General features: G+C 47.7%; 18 protein-coding genes, 1 pseudogene and 1 other annotated feature. Of the genes and pseudogenes, 10 read left to right on the top strand and 9 right to left on the bottom strand.

Annotation, left to right across the window (positions count from 1 at the left end):
• Window positions 1-984, top strand: a complete 984-nt coding sequence (locus BLS15_RS21030; RefSeq protein ID WP_021254258.1) for a metal-dependent hydrolase — start codon at window positions 1-3, stop codon at window positions 982-984.
• A 158-nt stretch (window positions 985-1,142) separates the two neighbouring features.
• Here the strand turns inward: BLS15_RS21030 and BLS15_RS21035 are convergent, their stop codons facing one another.
• Entirely contained in the window at window positions 1,143-1,361 is a 219-nt protein-coding gene (locus BLS15_RS21035; protein WP_005551143.1) for an alpha/beta-type small acid-soluble spore protein, read from the bottom strand.
• Between the two features lie 119 nt (window positions 1,362-1,480).
• On the opposite strand from BLS15_RS21035, the gene BLS15_RS21040 reads away from it, so the two are divergent.
• Complete coding sequence (locus BLS15_RS21040; RefSeq protein WP_021254259.1) at window positions 1,481-1,681, top strand: DUF5325 family protein; 201 nt, start codon at window positions 1,481-1,483, stop codon at window positions 1,679-1,681.
• A 29-nt stretch (window positions 1,682-1,710) separates the two neighbouring features.
• Here the strand turns inward: BLS15_RS21040 and trpS are convergent, their stop codons facing one another.
• A complete protein-coding gene (gene trpS, locus BLS15_RS21045) occupies window positions 1,711-2,697 on the bottom strand; it encodes a tryptophan--tRNA ligase (protein ID WP_028533696.1) in 987 nt (328 codons plus the stop codon).
• Window positions 2,698-2,775: 78 nt separating this feature from the next.
• Window positions 2,776-3,070: a binding site (T-box leader), on the bottom strand.
• A gap of 215 nt (window positions 3,071-3,285) precedes the next feature.
• Between trpS and BLS15_RS21050 the strand changes: the two genes are divergently transcribed.
• Window positions 3,286-4,251, top strand: a complete 966-nt coding sequence (locus BLS15_RS21050; RefSeq protein ID WP_090513636.1) for an aldose 1-epimerase — start codon at window positions 3,286-3,288, stop codon at window positions 4,249-4,251.
• Window positions 4,252-4,400: 149 nt separating this feature from the next.
• Complete coding sequence (locus BLS15_RS21055; protein ID WP_005551150.1) at window positions 4,401-4,634, top strand: alpha/beta-type small acid-soluble spore protein; 234 nt, start codon at window positions 4,401-4,403, stop codon at window positions 4,632-4,634.
• 147 nt (window positions 4,635-4,781) lie between these two features.
• On the opposite strand, the gene BLS15_RS21060 is transcribed toward BLS15_RS21055, so the two are convergent.
• Window positions 4,782-5,180 (bottom strand): hypothetical protein, encoded by a 399-nt coding sequence (locus BLS15_RS21060; protein ID WP_021254262.1) that lies wholly within the window; start codon window positions 5,178-5,180, stop codon window positions 4,782-4,784.
• Between the two features lie 237 nt (window positions 5,181-5,417).
• Between BLS15_RS21060 and BLS15_RS21065 the strand changes: the two genes are divergently transcribed.
• On the top strand, window positions 5,418-6,674 hold the full coding sequence (locus BLS15_RS21065) for a methyl-accepting chemotaxis protein (protein ID WP_021254263.1): 1,257 nt from the start codon (window positions 5,418-5,420) through the stop codon (window positions 6,672-6,674).
• A gap of 121 nt (window positions 6,675-6,795) precedes the next feature.
• On the opposite strand, the gene BLS15_RS21070 is transcribed toward BLS15_RS21065, so the two are convergent.
• Together BLS15_RS21070 and BLS15_RS21075 are read right to left on the bottom strand one after the other, a co-directional pair.
• Complete coding sequence (locus BLS15_RS21070; protein WP_021254264.1) at window positions 6,796-8,007, bottom strand: MFS transporter; 1,212 nt, start codon at window positions 8,005-8,007, stop codon at window positions 6,796-6,798.
• Window positions 8,008-8,070: 63 nt separating this feature from the next.
• The gene (locus BLS15_RS21075; protein WP_021254265.1) at window positions 8,071-9,861 is read right to left on the bottom strand and encodes a M3 family oligoendopeptidase; all 1,791 of its coding nucleotides are present in this window, start codon (window positions 9,859-9,861) and stop codon (window positions 8,071-8,073) included.
• Between the two features lie 133 nt (window positions 9,862-9,994).
• Between BLS15_RS21075 and BLS15_RS21080 the strand changes: the two genes are divergently transcribed.
• Together BLS15_RS21080 and BLS15_RS21085 are read left to right on the top strand one after the other, a co-directional pair.
• The gene (locus BLS15_RS21080) at window positions 9,995-10,174 is read left to right on the top strand and encodes a YycC family protein (protein ID WP_021254266.1); all 180 of its coding nucleotides are present in this window, start codon (window positions 9,995-9,997) and stop codon (window positions 10,172-10,174) included.
• Window positions 10,171-10,401, top strand: coding sequence for a hypothetical protein (locus tag BLS15_RS21085; protein WP_021254267.1), 231 nt, complete (start codon window positions 10,171-10,173; stop codon window positions 10,399-10,401). The genes BLS15_RS21080 and BLS15_RS21085 overlap by 4 nt, the downstream gene beginning before the upstream one ends.
• 93 nt (window positions 10,402-10,494) lie before the next feature.
• Here BLS15_RS21085 and BLS15_RS21090 read toward each other — a convergent pair whose 3' ends face one another.
• Window positions 10,495-11,199, bottom strand: coding sequence for a DUF2225 domain-containing protein (locus BLS15_RS21090; protein ID WP_021254268.1), 705 nt, complete (start codon window positions 11,197-11,199; stop codon window positions 10,495-10,497).
• A gap of 101 nt (window positions 11,200-11,300) precedes the next feature.
• On the bottom strand, window positions 11,301-11,690 hold the full coding sequence (locus BLS15_RS21095; protein WP_021254269.1) for a globin domain-containing protein: 390 nt from the start codon (window positions 11,688-11,690) through the stop codon (window positions 11,301-11,303).
• A gap of 533 nt (window positions 11,691-12,223) precedes the next feature.
• On the opposite strand from BLS15_RS21095, the gene ylbJ reads away from it, so the two are divergent.
• Together ylbJ and BLS15_RS21105 are read left to right on the top strand one after the other, a co-directional pair.
• Window positions 12,224-13,513 (top strand): sporulation integral membrane protein YlbJ, encoded by a 1,290-nt coding sequence (ylbJ, locus tag BLS15_RS21100; protein WP_021254270.1) that lies wholly within the window; start codon window positions 12,224-12,226, stop codon window positions 13,511-13,513.
• 122 nt (window positions 13,514-13,635) lie between these two features.
• On the top strand, window positions 13,636-14,472 hold the full coding sequence (locus BLS15_RS21105; protein ID WP_021254271.1) for an NAD kinase: 837 nt from the start codon (window positions 13,636-13,638) through the stop codon (window positions 14,470-14,472).
• Window positions 14,473-14,613: 141 nt separating this feature from the next.
• On the opposite strand, the gene BLS15_RS21110 is transcribed toward BLS15_RS21105, so the two are convergent.
• Both BLS15_RS21110 and lipA read right to left on the bottom strand, forming a co-directional pair.
• The gene (locus BLS15_RS21110; protein ID WP_036591334.1) at window positions 14,614-15,222 is read right to left on the bottom strand and encodes a YutD family protein; all 609 of its coding nucleotides are present in this window, start codon (window positions 15,220-15,222) and stop codon (window positions 14,614-14,616) included.
• 264 nt (window positions 15,223-15,486) lie between these two features.
• Window positions 15,487-16,389, bottom strand: a pseudogene (gene lipA, locus BLS15_RS21115) (lipoyl synthase); the annotation flags it as partial.
• 157 nt (window positions 16,390-16,546) lie between these two features.
• Between lipA and BLS15_RS21120 the strand changes: the two are divergent.
• Window positions 16,547-17,644: a M23 family metallopeptidase gene (locus BLS15_RS21120; protein ID WP_021254274.1), complete on the top strand. Its 1,098-nt coding sequence runs from the start codon at window positions 16,547-16,549 to the stop codon at window positions 17,642-17,644.
• The last annotated feature ends 43 nt before the right edge of the window (window positions 17,645-17,687 follow it).

Genomic DNA, 17,687 nt, shown 5'->3' on the forward strand with positions numbered 1-17,687 from the left:
ATGGATACAAGCACACATGCTGTTATTGGATTGGGACTTGCCGGACTCTCACACATTGATCCTGCCGTCATGACCCATCCTGCTACGGCTTCGGCCGTCTTCTTCGGTGTTCTGCTCGGATCACAGGCTCCAGACGCGGATGTTGCACTCAAGCTGAAGGACAACACCACCTATATTCGTCAGCATCGAGGCATCTCACATTCCATCCCGATGCTGCCAATATGGGCACTGCTTATCGCAGGTCTAATGACTTTGCTGAACAAGGGTGCCTTGTTCTGGCACGTTCTGCTCTGGACCGCTCTCGCCGTAGTCATACACGTCATAACTGATCTGTGTAATGCCTATGGGACCCAAGCGGCATGGCCTGTCACAGACAAATGGCTGTCCTTTGACTTCATCTCGCTGTTCGATCCGATTATTTTCTCTTCCCACCTCGTAGCTGTAGCATTGTGGGGATTGGGTGTCTTGTCACCAAGAATAGTATTTCCCGTGCTGTATGCGCTGCTCCTTGTGTACTTCTTATGGAGGGCAACTGTACACAAGAAGCTCAAGGATCAGATGCTGCTCTTCGATGAAGAGTACGTCCATTCGGACACGTATACACTTATTCCGACCGTATCGCTATCCAGATGGAATGTAGTCAAGCCCCTTCCAGAAGGGGCATACCGAATCGGGAACTGGAATCACAATCGTCTCCATTGGACAGAGACGGCCTACTGCGATAAGCATCCAGCAGTAGAAGCTTCCAAGGAACACCCTGCTGTAGAAGCGCTCCTGTACATTTCACGCTACGCTTGTGCAACGGTAGAGCCAACCGGTTATGGATATGCCGTTCGCTGGGCCGATGTCAGGTATAGGCATCGCAAGCAATTCCCCCTCGTTGCTGTCGTCATGATGAACGCCAAGTATGAGACGCTTGATTATTTCGTAGGCTGGCTGAACAAAACTCACTCCGGCAAGCATTTTGGATTGGAATACGAATAGAAACGGCGTGTAAGGGCACTTAGAAGAAGAAGGTACAGGGAATCTGTGAAGACAGGATCCACTGTACCTTCTTTTTTGGCCAAATGCTGTTGATGCTCACTTTTCATAATAAAAGGCTACCCCGCGCGCAGGGTAGCCAAATCATTAGTGCATTTCGATTAGCGGGAACCGCCGGAAAGCGATTGTTGTGCCATTTGCACCAAACGCTTCGTCATGTATCCCCCGATAGAACCGGTATCACGGGAAGTGTAGTTCCCGTAGTAGCCGTCTTGTGGAATTGGAACGCCCAACTCCTGAGCAATTTCGAATTTCATTTGCTGCAATGCAGCAGTAGCTTGAGGAACAACCAAGTTGTTGGAACCAGAACGATTAGACATAGGTGAATCTCCTTTCGCAATTGACGCTTCTAGTTGTGCAAGCTTGCAAACTTATTTTATCCGGCCTGCAAAATGTTATACTTATCTGTAACATTATTTTGCGAAAAGGAGTCTTCCCCATGAACAAATGGTTATCACTATGGTTCGCATGCTCTTCCATCGCCCTGCTGATCGCAACAGCGATCTCCATCAGCCAAAGTGTCTGGCTTGCTCTTCTCTTTACCATACTTGCTATCGTGAATATGGGATGCGGCTTCATTGTGAAGGCCAAGCTTCGTCGGCGAAGCTTAGCCCAACAAGATCATACATCAGGCCAGTAGGCAAGCAGGCTTAACAAATCGTCCTAGATTTATTGCGGGAGCACGAAGCCCATCCGGCGTTTCACTTCCGTCAATGTCTGCTCTGCCGCTTCACGTGCTCGCTCAGCACCACGACGCAGCGCCTCGTGATGTTCACCTGTGCGTCTTACTTCATGATAGCGGGCCTGAAGCGGCTCGATGAGCGCAGCGACATGCTCAGCCAAATCTTTCTTGAACGGCCCGTACATTTGGCCTTCGTATTTCGCCTCAATTTCAGCAATGGACATACCAGCGGCATGTGTATAAATGCTCATCAGGTTGCTGATTTCCGGCTTATTCGCAGGATCATACTTCACAAGTGCCTCTGAGTCTGTCTTGGCACGACTGATTTTCTTACGAATGACAGCAGGATCATCTAGCAAGGCAATATAGCTTCCAGAGTTCGGGTTGCTCTTGCTCATCTTCTTGGAGGCATCATCCAATGACATAATCCGTGCGCCGACTTCCGGGATATACGGTTCTGGAACAGTCAGGAAGTCGCCGAAGCGCCCGTTGAAGCGTGCAGCCAAGTCCCGAGTAAGCTCCAAATGCTGCTTCTGATCATCGCCAACGGGAACAAGATCGGCTTGATATAATAAAATATCTGCAGCCATAAGAGATGGATATACGAACAAGCCCGATCCAACTGACTGCTTCCCTTCCGACTTATCCTTAAATTGCGTCATCCGCTCCAACTCACCCATATAGGTGAGTGTCGTCATCAACCATCCAAGCTCTGCATGCTGATGAACATGAGATTGGAGGAAAATGTTCGACTTGCTTGGGTCGAGGCCTGCCGCAATATACAAGGCAGCTACAGATTCTGTCTGCTCACGCAATTTTTCCGGATCCTGCGGTACAGTAATGGCATGCAGGTCTACCACCATGAAGAAGCACTCATGTTCTTCCTGCAGCTTCACGAAGTTTTGGATTGCTCCGATGTAGTTGCCAAGTGTCAATTGACCGCTTGGCTGAATACCAGATAATACGCGTTTCATCACGCAACACTTCCTTTTCCACAAATATCATTATTCTTGTATCGTCATACTCGTGAACGCAAAAAAGGCCCTTCATCCGCAAGGGACGAAGAACCGTGGTGCCACCCTAATTCGCCTGCATAATCGTATGGCTGTGACTTCTAACAAGCACAGTCCTACGAATGTTAGGAAGCATCAGCAAACGATGCTGACTCCCTCTTTGCAAGCCTTGACCTCTGTAACGCAGAGCTGCGGCTATGTCTACTTCATGCACATCACTGGTTCAACACAGCACTCCGAGGCCCATTCCAACTATGCATTCGCGTCGGTTCACAGCGACCACCGACTCTCTGGAGCTACCGCATAGCGTACTTGTCCTCATCATCATTTTACACGAATTCAATTATATCCTATCACTTATGCGAGCTCTACATAACTAGGAATTAGCCATAAGGATAGCGAAGATCATTGTATTTGTCAATCTATCCTTTGTCCGTTTATCGCCCGCTTGAATTAGACCTTGTGTGCTTCAATGACTTTAATGCATGAATTTGCTATCATGAAAATAACAAACCATTACATAACTTCACGAGCAAAGGGGCAATTCGCATGTATCAGATTACGAGAGGCAAATGGAACGATCATGAGACAGTTATTCTTCACAGTGACACGCTTGAGGCAACATTGCTGCCTTCCCTAGGCGCTAATCTCATTCGTCTGTGGGACAAAGTGCTTGAACGCGATATTTTGCGTACGCCAGCTGAGAGCGATCTGGATTATTATATGACCAAACCTTACCACTTCGGCATCCCTATGCTTATGCCGCCTGGACGGATACGCCGCGGACAATTCCAATATGCAGGAGTGTCCTATCAGTTTGATCAGAACACAGCCAACAACAATCACATTCACGGCTTGCATCGTTTGCAATCGTGGCAAGTTACATGTGCCGAAGCAACCGAAGATCACGCTATCGTCACGGTTCGGTTCCATTCTTCTGAAGATAAGCACTGGATGGAGCAATATCCAACACCTCTCCAGTTCGAGCTTACTTACGAACTGAAGGGAAGCCAACTGACACAACAATTGCAAGTAACCAACGTTGGTGGGCAGACTGCACCATTCGGCTTCGGAACACATACGTGGTTACAACTTGATGGCGAACCGAACCGCTGGACCCTGCAGGTTCCTGTTACAGGTGTGTATGAGCTGGACGAAGAGCTTATTATGACAGGAAATACGTTGCCGCTGGGTGATAACGAGAAGCTGCTCTCCGGAATGAACTTAGAAGGAACCGACTTCGATACGGTATTCAGCATAGGCGAGCATAAGCCTGAAGCTTGGCTGTCCCGCGAAGACGGTTATCGTATCCGCTATACAGGCAATGAGCCCTGGTTCAAGCATTGGGTTCTCTACACTCGAGGCACTGCGAATGAAATTATCTGCATAGAGCCTTATACTTGGCTTCCTGATGCGCCAAATCTTCCATTCGGCAATGAGGTTACAGGCTTGATTGAACTTGAGCCGAACAAGCCAGTTATCCTCAACTTAGAGCTTGAAATTCAACATCCATAACAGGGGAGGCGACAAGCCTCCTTTTTGCGTTCCTCCCACGATTGCCAGATCAGGACAACTTGGCATTATTTACATTTCACAACGAGCACTTCCTCTCGCATATTTCATCTCTATCTCTCCATAATAACTATCACAAGGAGGTGAACAACATGCCAAATCAACAACAAGGAAGCGGAAGCCGTTCCAACAATCTCGTTGTTCCTCAAGCAACAGCAGCACTTCAACAAATGAAATTTGAGATTGCTCAAGAATTGGGTATTCCAATTTCTCAAGATGGTTACTACGGTAACTATACTTCTCGCGATATGGGCTCCATCGGAGGCTACATCACGAAGCGTCTTGTACAAATTGCTGAACAGCAATTGGCTGGCCGCGCTCGCTAAGCTTAGCTGTTGAACCTTTTTAAGCTAGTTACGCAACACCCCATACTTACGAAAAAAAGCAGGACGTCCTACTACAACCAACTGGTGTTAGAAGGGACTCCTGCTTTCTTATTTACAAATAACATTCGACAATTGCGAATGAACACATTAAGATACATTTCTGTAAGTATGTAGATTCTCTTCCTTCTTATCCAAAATATGAACCATATTATGATTCGATTCAAACCATGTGCTGACATGCAGCTCCCCATGCCTAACTGTGAAATCGTACACAATCTCCCCATGCGTCCAATGTTTTTTATGTTTCAGCGCATCAATCGCCGTTTGCAGAAATTGGGCAATTTGCTGCCTCGACAATCCTTGTCGAATCGGCTTTAGTTCACCAGCACAGCTTTCCAACGCATCGTGCTTCACACCGAATTTCCCAATGATATCATTGCGAAGACAAACTACAATTGTTCCACCTGTCAAACCAATCAGCTCTGATTCTAATTTCTCAAAAACTAGGCTTATTTGCCTAGCTAATGGAATCGAGACAGACTTCATCTTATTCATTCCTCCCTATTTTGACAGAAGCTTAGCTTCAATTTTATGGTTCTTTAGTCACAGTATAAGGGATTATTTTCCTTTAATCAACACATTTTTACATCATGCAAAATCGTCTTGACGAATTTCGTCTAATCGTGTTGAATTTACTAACATTTTCATAGACCATCTTCACAGCCGATGCTATAATGATTTCAAATTCTAAATTTTGGCATGATAGGGGAAAGGAGCGGTCCTATGAACTGGTTCTACAAGTTAAACTTCAAACAAAAGCTGCTGTTCGGCTGTTACAGTATCGTCGGCCTATTCGCATTAGCGACAATAGTCCTACTCCTAGCTGATGTATCGCTTACAACCGGGATAATCATTATCGCCATTCTAATCGGTGTTAGCTATCCCATTATTAACTTTCTGGAAAGTTCATTGAGTGCCCCGATCAAAGACATTGCCCAGTCAGCCCTGCAAGTATCGAAGGGTGACTTCTCCCAAACGTTGAACGTGACAACGAATGATTCACTTGGCGAGTTAGGGCATGCTTTTAATTCCATGATCATTAAGCTTCGTGAAATTTTACGCCAAACGACCGATATTACGCGGCACGTATCCGAATCAAGCAGAGAAATGTATCATATGAACCACAATTTAAAGCTCGTTATGGAACAGGTGACAGCTTCATCAAATGAACTTGCGATTGGAGCAGCGGAAATCTCCGAAGATGTCGCATCGATGTCGGATTCCGTCAAGCAAATTGAGCAGAAGGTTGAGTCCTATACATACTCTACGAAGGAAATGAATGAGCGTTCTGCCCTTACAGTCGGTCTCGTTGCTAAGGGAAGAACGGCAGTCGAGACACAAAGCGCAGGCATGCAGCGCAACATCGAGGCAACTGATCAAGTAGCTTCGACAATTGAGGAACTTGCACGACAAGCAGATGGCATCTCTAAAATTACACGCACCATCTCTGACATTGCTGAGCAGACGAACCTATTGTCCCTTAATGCCTCTATCGAGGCGGCACGTGCTGGCGAGCATGGCCGTGGCTTCGCAGTCGTCGCACAGGAGGTTCGCAAGCTTGCTGAAGAATCTTCCGCTTCGACGAAGGAAGTATTTACTCTGGTGAAAAGCATTGAGTCAGGCATCCGCCAGGCAATTACGAATATTCAAGTCAATGAAGAGGTCGTTCACGCCCAAACGGAATTAATTAAAGAAACAGAGCGCATCTTCCTAGAAATTGTAGATAGCATTCAATTTATTACCGAACAAATTGCCGCCTTCGCGAATGAAAGTGATACGATGCTGGAAGGAGCTGTTAACATTTCAAGCTCCATCGAGAACATCTCAGCAATTACACAGCAATCTGCTGCGGGAACAGAGCAAGTATCTGCTTCTATGAATGAACAAATTACATCCGTCCAAGCGATGGCCGATGCTACGGAGCAAATGCAGCAAAAGGTGATCCAGTTGCAGCGTACGATTCAAGTATTCAAATTCTAATATTGCATATAACCAAAACAAACGGGGCAGCCACTAGTAGAATGCTACTAAGGGCTGCCCCGCTGTTATTGGATTACCTATTTACCTACCTTACAGCTATTCAGCACTGTAAATGATAAGTTTAATTTCCAATTCCATTATGCAAGTTATACGGTTGCTTCTTGTTCAACTGCAAGTGTCGCTTGCGATCCTTGCGGTTCCACAACATGAAGCCAAATGTTCCAAGAAGGGCAAGGACAAAACCAAGGCCATACATGACATTACCGCCATACGATTCCTGCAGTGCTCCGCCAATAACTCCTCCTGCCAATCCGGACAAGCCAAAGAACACCATACCGAGCAGCGATTGTCCTGTAGCTGCTAATTTTTGCGGGAGAAGCTGCACTACGAATTCGATTGCTAAGGCCCAGAAGCAAGCATACGTAATCGAATGCAGTCCTTGCAGTACGATTAACATCACCGGCTCCGTCGTTATGGAATACAGCAGCCATCGAAGCGCATATAGCATGCCTACGGCGGAAAGCAATGTCAGCATTCGATACCGCTTCATGATTCGTCCCATAATGATGAAGCCAAAAACTTCACTGAATCCTGCAACAGCCCATGCAATCGATACCTGCCCGGAGGTTGCGCCCAAATCGCTCATATGCAGCGATAGCAGCGCATCATTCATCCGGTGGGGCATCCCGATGACGAAAATAAGAGCAAGCAATACAAGCAAGGAAGGAATGGTGAGCGCCTTTTTCAAAATGGTCATGTTCACCGCTTCATCCGGCTCACCATCATCATATCTCGGTTCCTTCAAAAAGAACATACCGATAAAAAAGCTGGACCAGACCGGCAAATACATCCAGAACAGTGAATCCACTCCGCCCACCAAATCAAATACCTGTGCTAGCGTTACAGCCGTTACGGTGAAGCCAACTGAACCCCAAAGGCGAACAGCTCCATATGATTGCTGCATAGAATTAGCTATTTTAACTGTTAACGTATCAAGCAATGAAATCGATGGAAGATAGCAAATATACAAAATCAGAATACTTACCGCGACAAGGATACGATCCGTTGTCAAAAAAGCTAATGACGCTGATATTCCCAATACAATCCACAAGCCGATTAGTAGCGGGCGAACCTTTCGGATGCGGTCGCTAATCAGACCTGCGGCAGGCTGTGCAAACATCGCCAGAAAAGGCCCCAACATTAATATAGTGCCTACTTCAAACGGTTCGAAACCCCGCTCCCGCAATAGAAGCGGCAAATAAGAAAGCAGAACGGCATTCGTTGAGTAAAACAAAGCATGGAACAGCTTAAGAAGCCTAGTTGATGTCGCCAAGTTGTTTTTCCTTTCTATGTAAGCCTCATTTAACTTGCACGGTCTATCCGTTGTCACTCTAAATTATTCAGTCATTTGCAGGAACAATTCCACGTCTTGCAATGTCACATCTATCGCCGATTGCCAGAAATCTGGCTTCGTCAAATCTACGCCAAGGTGCTTCTGTGCAAGATCCTCTACCGTCATTACCGCTGTATCCCTCAGCAATGCATCGTACTTCGCTGCGAAGGATTCGCCTTCTTGCAGAGCTCGCGCATACAATCCCGTACTAAACAAGTAACCGAATGTGTAAGGGAAGTTGTAGAACGGCACACCCGTCATGTAGAAATGCAGCTTAGACGCCCAGAAGTGCGGGTGGTACGAATCAAGTGCACCACAGAACGCTTCCTTCTGTGCCTCTTCCATAAGCGAGCATAGTTCCTCAGAGGACAATACGCCTTGCTTGCGCTTCTCGTAGAAGCGAGTCTCGAACAGGAAGCGCGCATGGATATTCATGTAGAACGCAATTGACCGCTGAAGCTTATCTTCCAGCAGTGTCAACTTCTCTTGCTCATTCTTCGCCTGCTTCACCGCAGAGTCAGATACGATCATCTCGGCAAAAGTGGAAGCCGTCTCTGCTACGTTCATCGCATATGACTTTGCAAATGTAGGAAGATCCTCCATCACATGCGTATGATAACCATGTCCAAGCTCATGGGCAAGGGTGGACACGTTCGATGGTGTGCCGGCATAAGTCATGAATATACGCGTTTCTTTGCTAACAGGCATCGACGTACAGAACCCACCTGGACGCTTGCCAGAGCGATCTTCCGCTTCGATCCAGCGCTTCTCGAATGCATTCACTGCGAACTTGGACATACGCGGGCTGAACTTCTCGAATTGCTCGACAATCGTACGCGCACCCTCATCGTAAGAAATCTTGGATTGCGTGTCGCCGAGTGGAGCTTCTACATCACACCATGTGAGTTTCTCTACACCAAGCAGCTTTGCTTTTCGCTCCAAATATTTCACGAACGGCTGCTTATTGCGAACGATCGTATCCCACATTGCATCCAGCGTCGCCTGCGACATCCGGTTGTAGGCAAGGGGCTCCTTCAACACTTCGTTCCAGCCACGGTTCTCATACAGTTTCAAGCGGAAGCCTGCAATTCGGTTAAGGGCGTCAGCACAGTAGTCCGCACGCTCTTCCCATGCTTCTTCCCACTTCGCGAACATGTCCTCACGTACCGAGCGATCAGCATCAGACAACTTGTTGTCAGCTTGTCCTGCAGAAAGAAGCACTGTCTCCCCATTCTCTTCATGCTTGATACGGAAATGGGATACGATAGTGTTATAGTTGGCACTCCATCCGTGATAACCATCTGTTGCCAAATCCCCAACAAGCGCTTCCTTCTCCGGTGACATTTTCTCCTTTGCCCATTCTCGGCGTTCAGTCAAATTGAAACGAATGCCTGCAATTTCAGGCAGTGCAACAAATTCAGACCATACTTGCTCATCCATGCCGCGCAAAAGCTCATCATACAGCGTATCCAAAGTAACCAGTCGGGCACCGATTGTACGTACACGGTCGGATAATTGAATCGCTTTCTTATCCTTTACATTTTGTGCCGTCAAGCACCCTATGTAAGCACCTGCCTCACGTAACTCTGCAATCAACTGCTGAAGCTGTTCAGTCAATTTGGCAAGCTGTCGTGCCTCCTCAACAGATTGAGGAATAGCCATTGCCTTAAGCTCACTCGTGATCGAAGAGATCTTCTGTTCACCGGAAGACAGTGCAGCCTGAAGTGCTTCAGATTCTGATCCACCTTCAAAAATAACATCCAAATCCCACGTTTGACTTAACGGTTGTTTCATCGTGCACACACCTTTCAATTGGCTTAATTTGTCCACACCTATTCAACCTTGCAAAGTTTGAGTTTTGCACCTTGACCGTGTATAACTAAACTATATCAAAATTTATAGGAACTCGTATAGGGAGGAACGTGAGATGAGACCATTACCAATCTCCGCAGACACCGCTGTCAAACTGTCTAAGGCACTTAATGTCCCCTTAGAGCAGCTCATGCATATGCCGCAGCACATTCTTATACAGAAGCTTGCCGAGCTTAACAAGGCAGAACAGAGTCCTTCTGGCACAGAACAAACATCGGAGAGCACCAAGGAATGATACCATTTGAAAATACACTGCCGTATGATCAGCTAATGGGCGACCTGTATATATCAACCTGCCCGTTTTGTAAGAAAGACAATGTCCTTCTTCCCATTAAGCCAAATGAGCTTCCCGATATCCATGACGGCAAGAAACGGCTCCTTGTATTCCCTTGTTGTCGCAACCGCCTCGTCATCATCGATGCGGATAACGATTATTTGCTTGCAGACCGCGCGATTCGATAGAATGCATGGATCAGTGAGGATTGATTTTCACTGGTCAAGACAAAGACGTGTACCCGCCACTTCTGCCGGATACACGTCTTCTTGTCTCCTCATTCAATCGGCCATACTCGATGTAGCGTTTTCAGTTGCTTCTCTCATTTCCTCACGAATAAGGGTCCACTGCTCTCTAGCAGCTCGGATCATTGCCGCATCCATGATCCTTTTATCATGAACAATTTTACTGAAGCATTTCACAGCCTCATTGAATTCGCCTAATCTGCGATACAGCTCCCCGATAATAAAAATGAGCCGCGCATCGTTCTGATCGCGCCACTCCTGCTCCAGCACGGCAACATAGGCGTCAAGTGCATATTGCATATATCGACGCTCTTCTACCACATCATTGCGGTATCGATACAACCATGCGATATGGTGAAGAAGACCAGCAACCACACGATGGCTCTCGCCAATAGTCTGAGCTGTTAACAGAGCCAGCTGGTACGTTGCAAGCGCATCCTCCCAAGTCCGCTCGCCACCGTAATCACGGTTCTTCCACTGGTTCGCGATGCGTGCTTCGAACTTCTTACGCTGCGGCTCGTACCAATGCTTTAGGGAATTTTCTGTGGATGCACATCCACATGAAGGACATACCCGAACTACGTAATAGTCCGGATTCACCTTGCCCTCGTCATAATGCGTACAAAAATCACTGTCAATGCGTGAGGGCTTCTTGAAGCGAGGCCGTACACGCGAAGTAACAAATACCTGTTCACAGTACGGACAGCCTACCTTCACCGTAAAAAGCGGTTCAACCTCCATAAATCGTTCCTCTTTTCTGCTGATCGATTATGTGAGTCGCACGAAGTCCATGAAAACGAATCTATTATGGAATACATGAGCCGTTCTATATGAACAAGGAATTAAGCCTCATCATTCGTATTAATAAAGTGATACGCTGGGCCTGATAAGCGATCGATAACCATCGCTGCCAGCCCTGGCTCCATTCCTATCTCATGAAGCGCTTCCCGCATACAGCCTAACCATGCATCTGCACGATCATGCGTTATCGGAAATGGCAGATGACGTGCACGCATCATTGGATGTCCGAACTGATCAGAGTAGAGAGATGGTCCTCCGAAAAACTGCGTCAAGAACATGAATTGTCGTTCCATTACCGGCATAATATCCTCTGGGAATAGTGGCGCAAGCAAAGGATGAGCCTGGACTCGTGGATAGAAAGCCTCCACCATCTTCCGAACCGTCGCCTCTCCGCCGATCGCCTCATATATTGTTTGATTGTACCGTTCCATAATCGCTCCTATCTATTCCATCATGCGACTGCCAACAACAGCCAGCATATCGTCAATAAAGTAGTCCTTGTTCAACACTTTATTACAAACGAGCAGAAGTTTCAATCAAATGAGTCATGAACACAAAAATAAGCACAAAAAAAACGCTGAGCATCTGTTCAGCGTCTGGCCGTAGTTTGTAATCTCTTCTTACCTTGTCTTTACCAATCTTCTTCTGGTGATCCCATTAACGATTCTCGAATGACATAAACAAAAGCGCAAACAAGGATGCCTGCAATAATGCTCACACCAATCACCCCTAACGATCGGATACGCATTTCATCTTTCTTGTATTTTTAGTGTACCATAATGCTTCCCGAAATGACACGGATAAATGCAAGCGTTTCCTTTACGTTTTGATTACAGAATAAAGACAGAATTGTATCATCACAGCGCTGTTCTGAAGGTGAACAGCATGATTGTTGTCCCTTTATCATATGTTGTATTGCAGTGGTCGTCCCATTGACTGAAGAAGTAGAGGGAGTGAATATACAATGAGCCGCTCTCGGACAAGCTCCTCCATCCAGATTGTACTCATCGCAGCAACGATTGGTCTTTTCATTTTATTAATGATCATATATCCTGACACCGTATTATCCGCTTCGACACGGGGGTTGGCCATCTGGTGGGACGTCCTGTTCCCATCCTTGCTCCCGTTCTTTATTATATCCGAAGCTCTGCTTGGTTTCGGCATTGTACACTTCATTGGCACCTTGCTTGATCCAATCATGCGCCCGATGTTCCGCATCCCTGGAATCGGCGGGTTTGTGGTCGCTATGGGGTATGCTTCCGGTTACCCTGTTGGAGCCAAGCTCACCACTCAGCTGCGAATGCAGAGGCTCATTTCCCGTGAAGAAGGGGAGCGCCTCGTCGCCTTCACCACGTCATCCGATCCCATATTTCTAATAGGTGCTGTATCCATCGGATTTTTTGGAGACGCCAGCCTAGCTCTTACGATTGCAATTGCTCATTACGGAGCGGCATTTGTCGTCGGGCTATTGATGCGATTCCATGCTCCGCATGCTCCTATGACGCCCATAGCAGCAGCTGTCGAGCCGATCTCCTCCCATGGACAGACGAAGCGTGTCAGGCGGGTTCCCCTTGTTGTCCGCGCCTTCTGGGCCATGCATGAGGCAAGGCAGAAGGATGGCCGCTCCCTTGGCACCTTATTGCAGGAGGCTGTTGCCTCCTCTTTAAAGCTTATGATCGTTGTAGGAGGGCTGGTTGTCTTTTTCTCCGTTGCGATGGACTTACTGTCTGTAATTGGGGTTATGCGAGTATGGGAGGCTGTGCTGCAAGGGCTTCTTCAGACTGTTCAACTCCCCGGCTCCCTCTCTTCCGCCTTTTCCGGTGGAATATTTGAGGTCACTCTTGGCGCTAAGGGCGCTGGAGCCGCGGACTCAGCTGGCACTCATGCACAAGTGGTAGCCGCAGCTTGGATTTTGTCATGGGGCGGATTGTCCGTCCATGCCCAAATCGTTAGTATTATGAATCAGTGCGATTTACGATATATTCCTTTCTTTGTTTCCAGACTCATTCACAGCTTCCTTGCCGCATTCGTCGCTTTTATCCTGTATCCGCTGCTCCGTACAAGAACGGTACAATCCTTGCTCCCTACGTGGCTGTCTGACTTAGACCACAACATAATTCCAACGAAAGTATGGAATACAGCATGGTCAGCCACACATACTGGTCTTCTAGCAGCCTTCGCCATTCTCATTATATTGAGTATCGGATCAGCGGCTGTTGGATTGCTGCGATACTTCCATCGAATGGGCAGATAAGGGAACGGCTAATCTGCTTCAGATGAAATGGCGATTGTATTCCAGATGTGGAACGTATAATATGGAATTGGATATACTTCGTTATAAATCTTAATGAAAAGCAGTGCAAAGGAGCCAACGCCTTGAAGTACGCAGTAATGAACCGGGGAGACGACGTATCTGCCGCATTAGCTGACACGTTCCACCAACTGGCCAACGATCGGGGCCTAGTACGTGATGATGACGAACCGAATATTGTATTATCCATAGGCGGAGACGGCACGATGCTTCAAGCGTTCCATCGATACATCGATCAGCTTGATCAACTTGCATTTGTTGGCATCCATACCGGCCACCTCGGGTTTTACGCGGATTGGAAGCCAGATGAAATTGAGATGCTCGTTCAGTTGATTGCAGATAATCGAACTCAAGATCAAATATCACCGCGCATCGTCAAGTATCCGCTAATTGAGCTGCAAGTCGCTACTCATGACAACGGCTCCAACAAGACATACATCGCATTGAATGAGTTTACGCTTAAAGGGGTAGAAAATACGCTCGTCGCTCAAATTGATATTAATGACGAACTGTTCGAAATGTTCCGTGGAGATGGGGTGTGCGTATCTACTCCGTCTGGAAGTACAGCTTACAATAAGAGTCTCGGCGGGGCTATGGTTCATCCCTCGATCCCATCGATTCAACTTGCTGAGATTTCATCCATCAACAACCGTGTGTATCGTACGCTTGGATCGTCGCTTATTTTGCCGAAGCATCATCATTGTGACATCCATTCTCAGAAGAAGCAGAAATTGCTCCTGACGGTTGATCATATCAACATTCCGTTGGAGCAGCTGTGCTCCATACGCTGTAGAGTCGCCGATCAGAAGGTAACATTTATTCGCTATCGTCCATTCCCGTTCTGGAATCGGGTTCGTGAAGCCTTCCTCGGATATGACGAGCACGGCTGTTATAACGTATAAGTTCAACTTCACAATGCCCGCTGTTCACTGGACGGCGGGCATTGCTATGTCCTATTCATGCAAACGGCACCGCTCCTCGTCTTGAACAGATGAGAAGCGGTGCCGGTAAGTCCATCTACTATGGTATTATGCTGTGTCTGCTTAGGAACGCACTTCTTTAGGTGCGCGTTCTACCCGCTCTGCCCGTTCCTTCGATTCCGCAGCAGGTCGTGGCTGCGCAGCTGCCTGATTCGGTGTACCGCCTTTGCCATGATTCTGCTTATTGCGATTGCGCGAATGACGAGGCTTACGCTCAGACGAGGATGGCTTCGCAGCTGGTTCCGCTGCTGCATCCTGATTATTTTGCTTCGGCTGGAGTACGATCCCCTGCTTCGGTTGCTGCGGCGGCAAATCCGCAGTAGGCGCTTCCAATGCTGCTGCACCTTCTTGTTCTGCTTCATCTCCCTGATCTCCAGCAGTCCTTACACGGACATCCTTGTTGCCTACCCTTTCCAATATGAAATAGGCGCATCCGAAATTGCAATATTCATTAATGTAATCCATCATTCCGGACAAGGCGCTATCCTTAGTGGATTTCGCATGAGTGTCACGGAAGAAGCCTTTGAGGCGAAGCTGATTGTATCCCCAATCCCCTAGAATGTAATCATACCGTTCTAGTACTTCGCTATAGCGACCCTTGAATGCTTCCGGATTCCATGCGTTCTTGTACTCATGAATGACTTCGTACGATCTGCCTCCAATTTGAATCACGTCCGTGATTCCCCCTTCCCCTGCCGCAGCAGGCTCAAGCACGAACGGAGGAGCGCGCTTTATCGAGGTTGTTCCCATAACATAGAGGCCTGCATGCTCCCTCTCCTCCCGATTGCCGCCGCTGCTCCTTACAAGTCGCTAGCAACTTGTAAGGAGACTGGGACATCGAGTAGATGATGCATTCTTCCCGCTGCTGAACATCGGCTTCTCGAACGGTCACTCTTTAGGCGAACTCCGTCTCATCGCCAGCGGCTAACAACACGATTACGCTTGTGTAGCCATGGACTTATGAGCGGACTGGACTTGTTCATGCGCATGGTAGGAACTGCGGACAAGCGGTCCCGATTCCACATGGCTGAACCCACGCTTCAATCCTTCGTTCTTCAGCTCTGCAAATTGTTCTGGAGTGTAATATTTCTCAACGAACAAGTGTTTCTTCGTCGGCTGTAAATACTGTCCAATTGTCATAATGTTGCAATCAACGGCGCGAAGATCGTCCATTGTCTGCAAGATTTCATCCCATTCTTCCCCTACGCCAAGCATAATGCTGGATTTCGTAGGAATGTTCGGCTGCATTTCCTTCGCACGCTTCAACAATTCAAGTGTGCGTTCATACTTCGCCTTTGCACGTACACGGTCGGATAACCGTTCTACCGTCTCGACGTTATGATTGAGAATGTCTGGCTTTGCGTCCATAACCAACTTAAGTGCATCCCAATTACCCATGAAGTCCGGGATAAGCACTTCCACACTACAGAGTGGCAACCGGCGACGTAGCGCCCGGATCGTCTCTGCAAAGATCGATGCTCCTCCATCATTCAAATCGTCTCTGGCTACGGATGTAACGACACAATGGCGCAAGCCCATGCGCTCTGCAGCTTCTGCTACGCGTTCTGGCTCCTGCAAGTCCAATTCCGTCGGCATGCCGGTATTGACCGCACAGAAGCGGCAAGCACGAGTGCAGATGTCTCCCAAAATCATAAACGTCGCCGTACGATTTGCCCAACATTCATAAATGTTCGGACAACGTGCTTCCTCGCATACGGTGTGCAACGTTTTGGAGCGCATCATATCTTTAATCTCGGAATAGTTCTCTCCGGTAGTCAGCTTGATGCGTATCCAATCTGGTTTCTGCTTCTGCTCTCTCGTTTTCATGGAGTCTACCTTCCTTCTTGTTCGCTTAACCTTGACCTAATTCTGTATTATACCATGAACCCTTCAAAATCTATACCTACGTGTCCATTGCTTGGATAAAAAGGCCATTTACGCACATTCTAACATTAAATCAACCTTTTCAGGTATGGAATAAGGAGGAAATGAAGACATGAGACAAGCTCCATCTTATCTATGTGCAGGACTTGCCTTATGGCTGGGGCTGATGACACCACATTCAGCAGTGTTGGTTCACGCCGCTCCGTCTGGTTCACAGCAGCAGAAGATTCAGTCTAGCCAGCAGTCTGGAGCTGCCAAAGATTCTGGTCAGGCACCATCCCCGGCAGGGGATGTATGGAAAGCGCGTCGAAATTTATATGAGCAAATGTCGATACTGACCGGAATCCCTTGGTACCGATTAGCTGCCATCGACCAGTACGAGCGGGCGTTGACCAAAGCCAACCCAAAACAGCGTAAACATCCAGATCGACTAACAGGCGTATATGTGGATCCCCGTAAATGGGCTGGCATGCTGAACCCGGATATCAATGATGACAACCCGAAGTCGATATCTATCTTTAGAGGTATTGGACGCGACGGTTCCGGGGACAAGCGTGCGGACGCCTCGAATGATGTGGACTTGCTCTACAGCGTCGCTTCGTTCATTGGAGCCTATGGGCCTAATGTCGAAGATTTTGGCAATGGACTGTGGCATTATTATTCCAATCCGCGTGCTGTTCAGCGTGTCCAGCAGTATGCGCGGATTTTCGAGCATTTCGATAAAGTAGATCTGTTCGAGTACACTTTCCCATTGCCTCTTGGAAGCTCCTATTCATATCGAAGTACTTTTGGAATGGGACGGCATTACGGGGGATATCGTATTCATGAAGGCACTGATATCTTTGCCGGCTATGGGGTTCCTGTGCGCAGCACCTGCTATGGCATCGTTGAGGTGAAAGGCTGGAACCGTTACGGCGGCTGGCGGATCGGCATACGTGATCTGAATAACATATATCATTATTACGCCCACCTGTCTGGTTATGAGAAACATATTAAGGTTGGCGATATCGTCACCCCAGGTCAGACAGTCGGATGGGTTGGCAGCTCTGGATATGGCAAGCCTGGCACATCAGGCAAGTTCCCTCCGCATCTCCACTATGGCGTATATCGCGATCGCGGCTTAGTCGAGTACGCGTTCGATCCGTATCCGCTTCTGTACCAGTGGGAACAATCCGATAAACGCAAGCGGCTGAATTCCAAGCGGCGCTAACGATTGGGTTCTAAATAAGGCAAAAAGGGCACATCTTTCGGCC

The organism is Paenibacillus sp. cl6col, from assembly GCF_900102125.1.
In the GTDB taxonomy this organism is placed as follows: domain Bacteria; phylum Bacillota; class Bacilli; order Paenibacillales; family Paenibacillaceae; genus Paenibacillus_B; species Paenibacillus_B suaedae.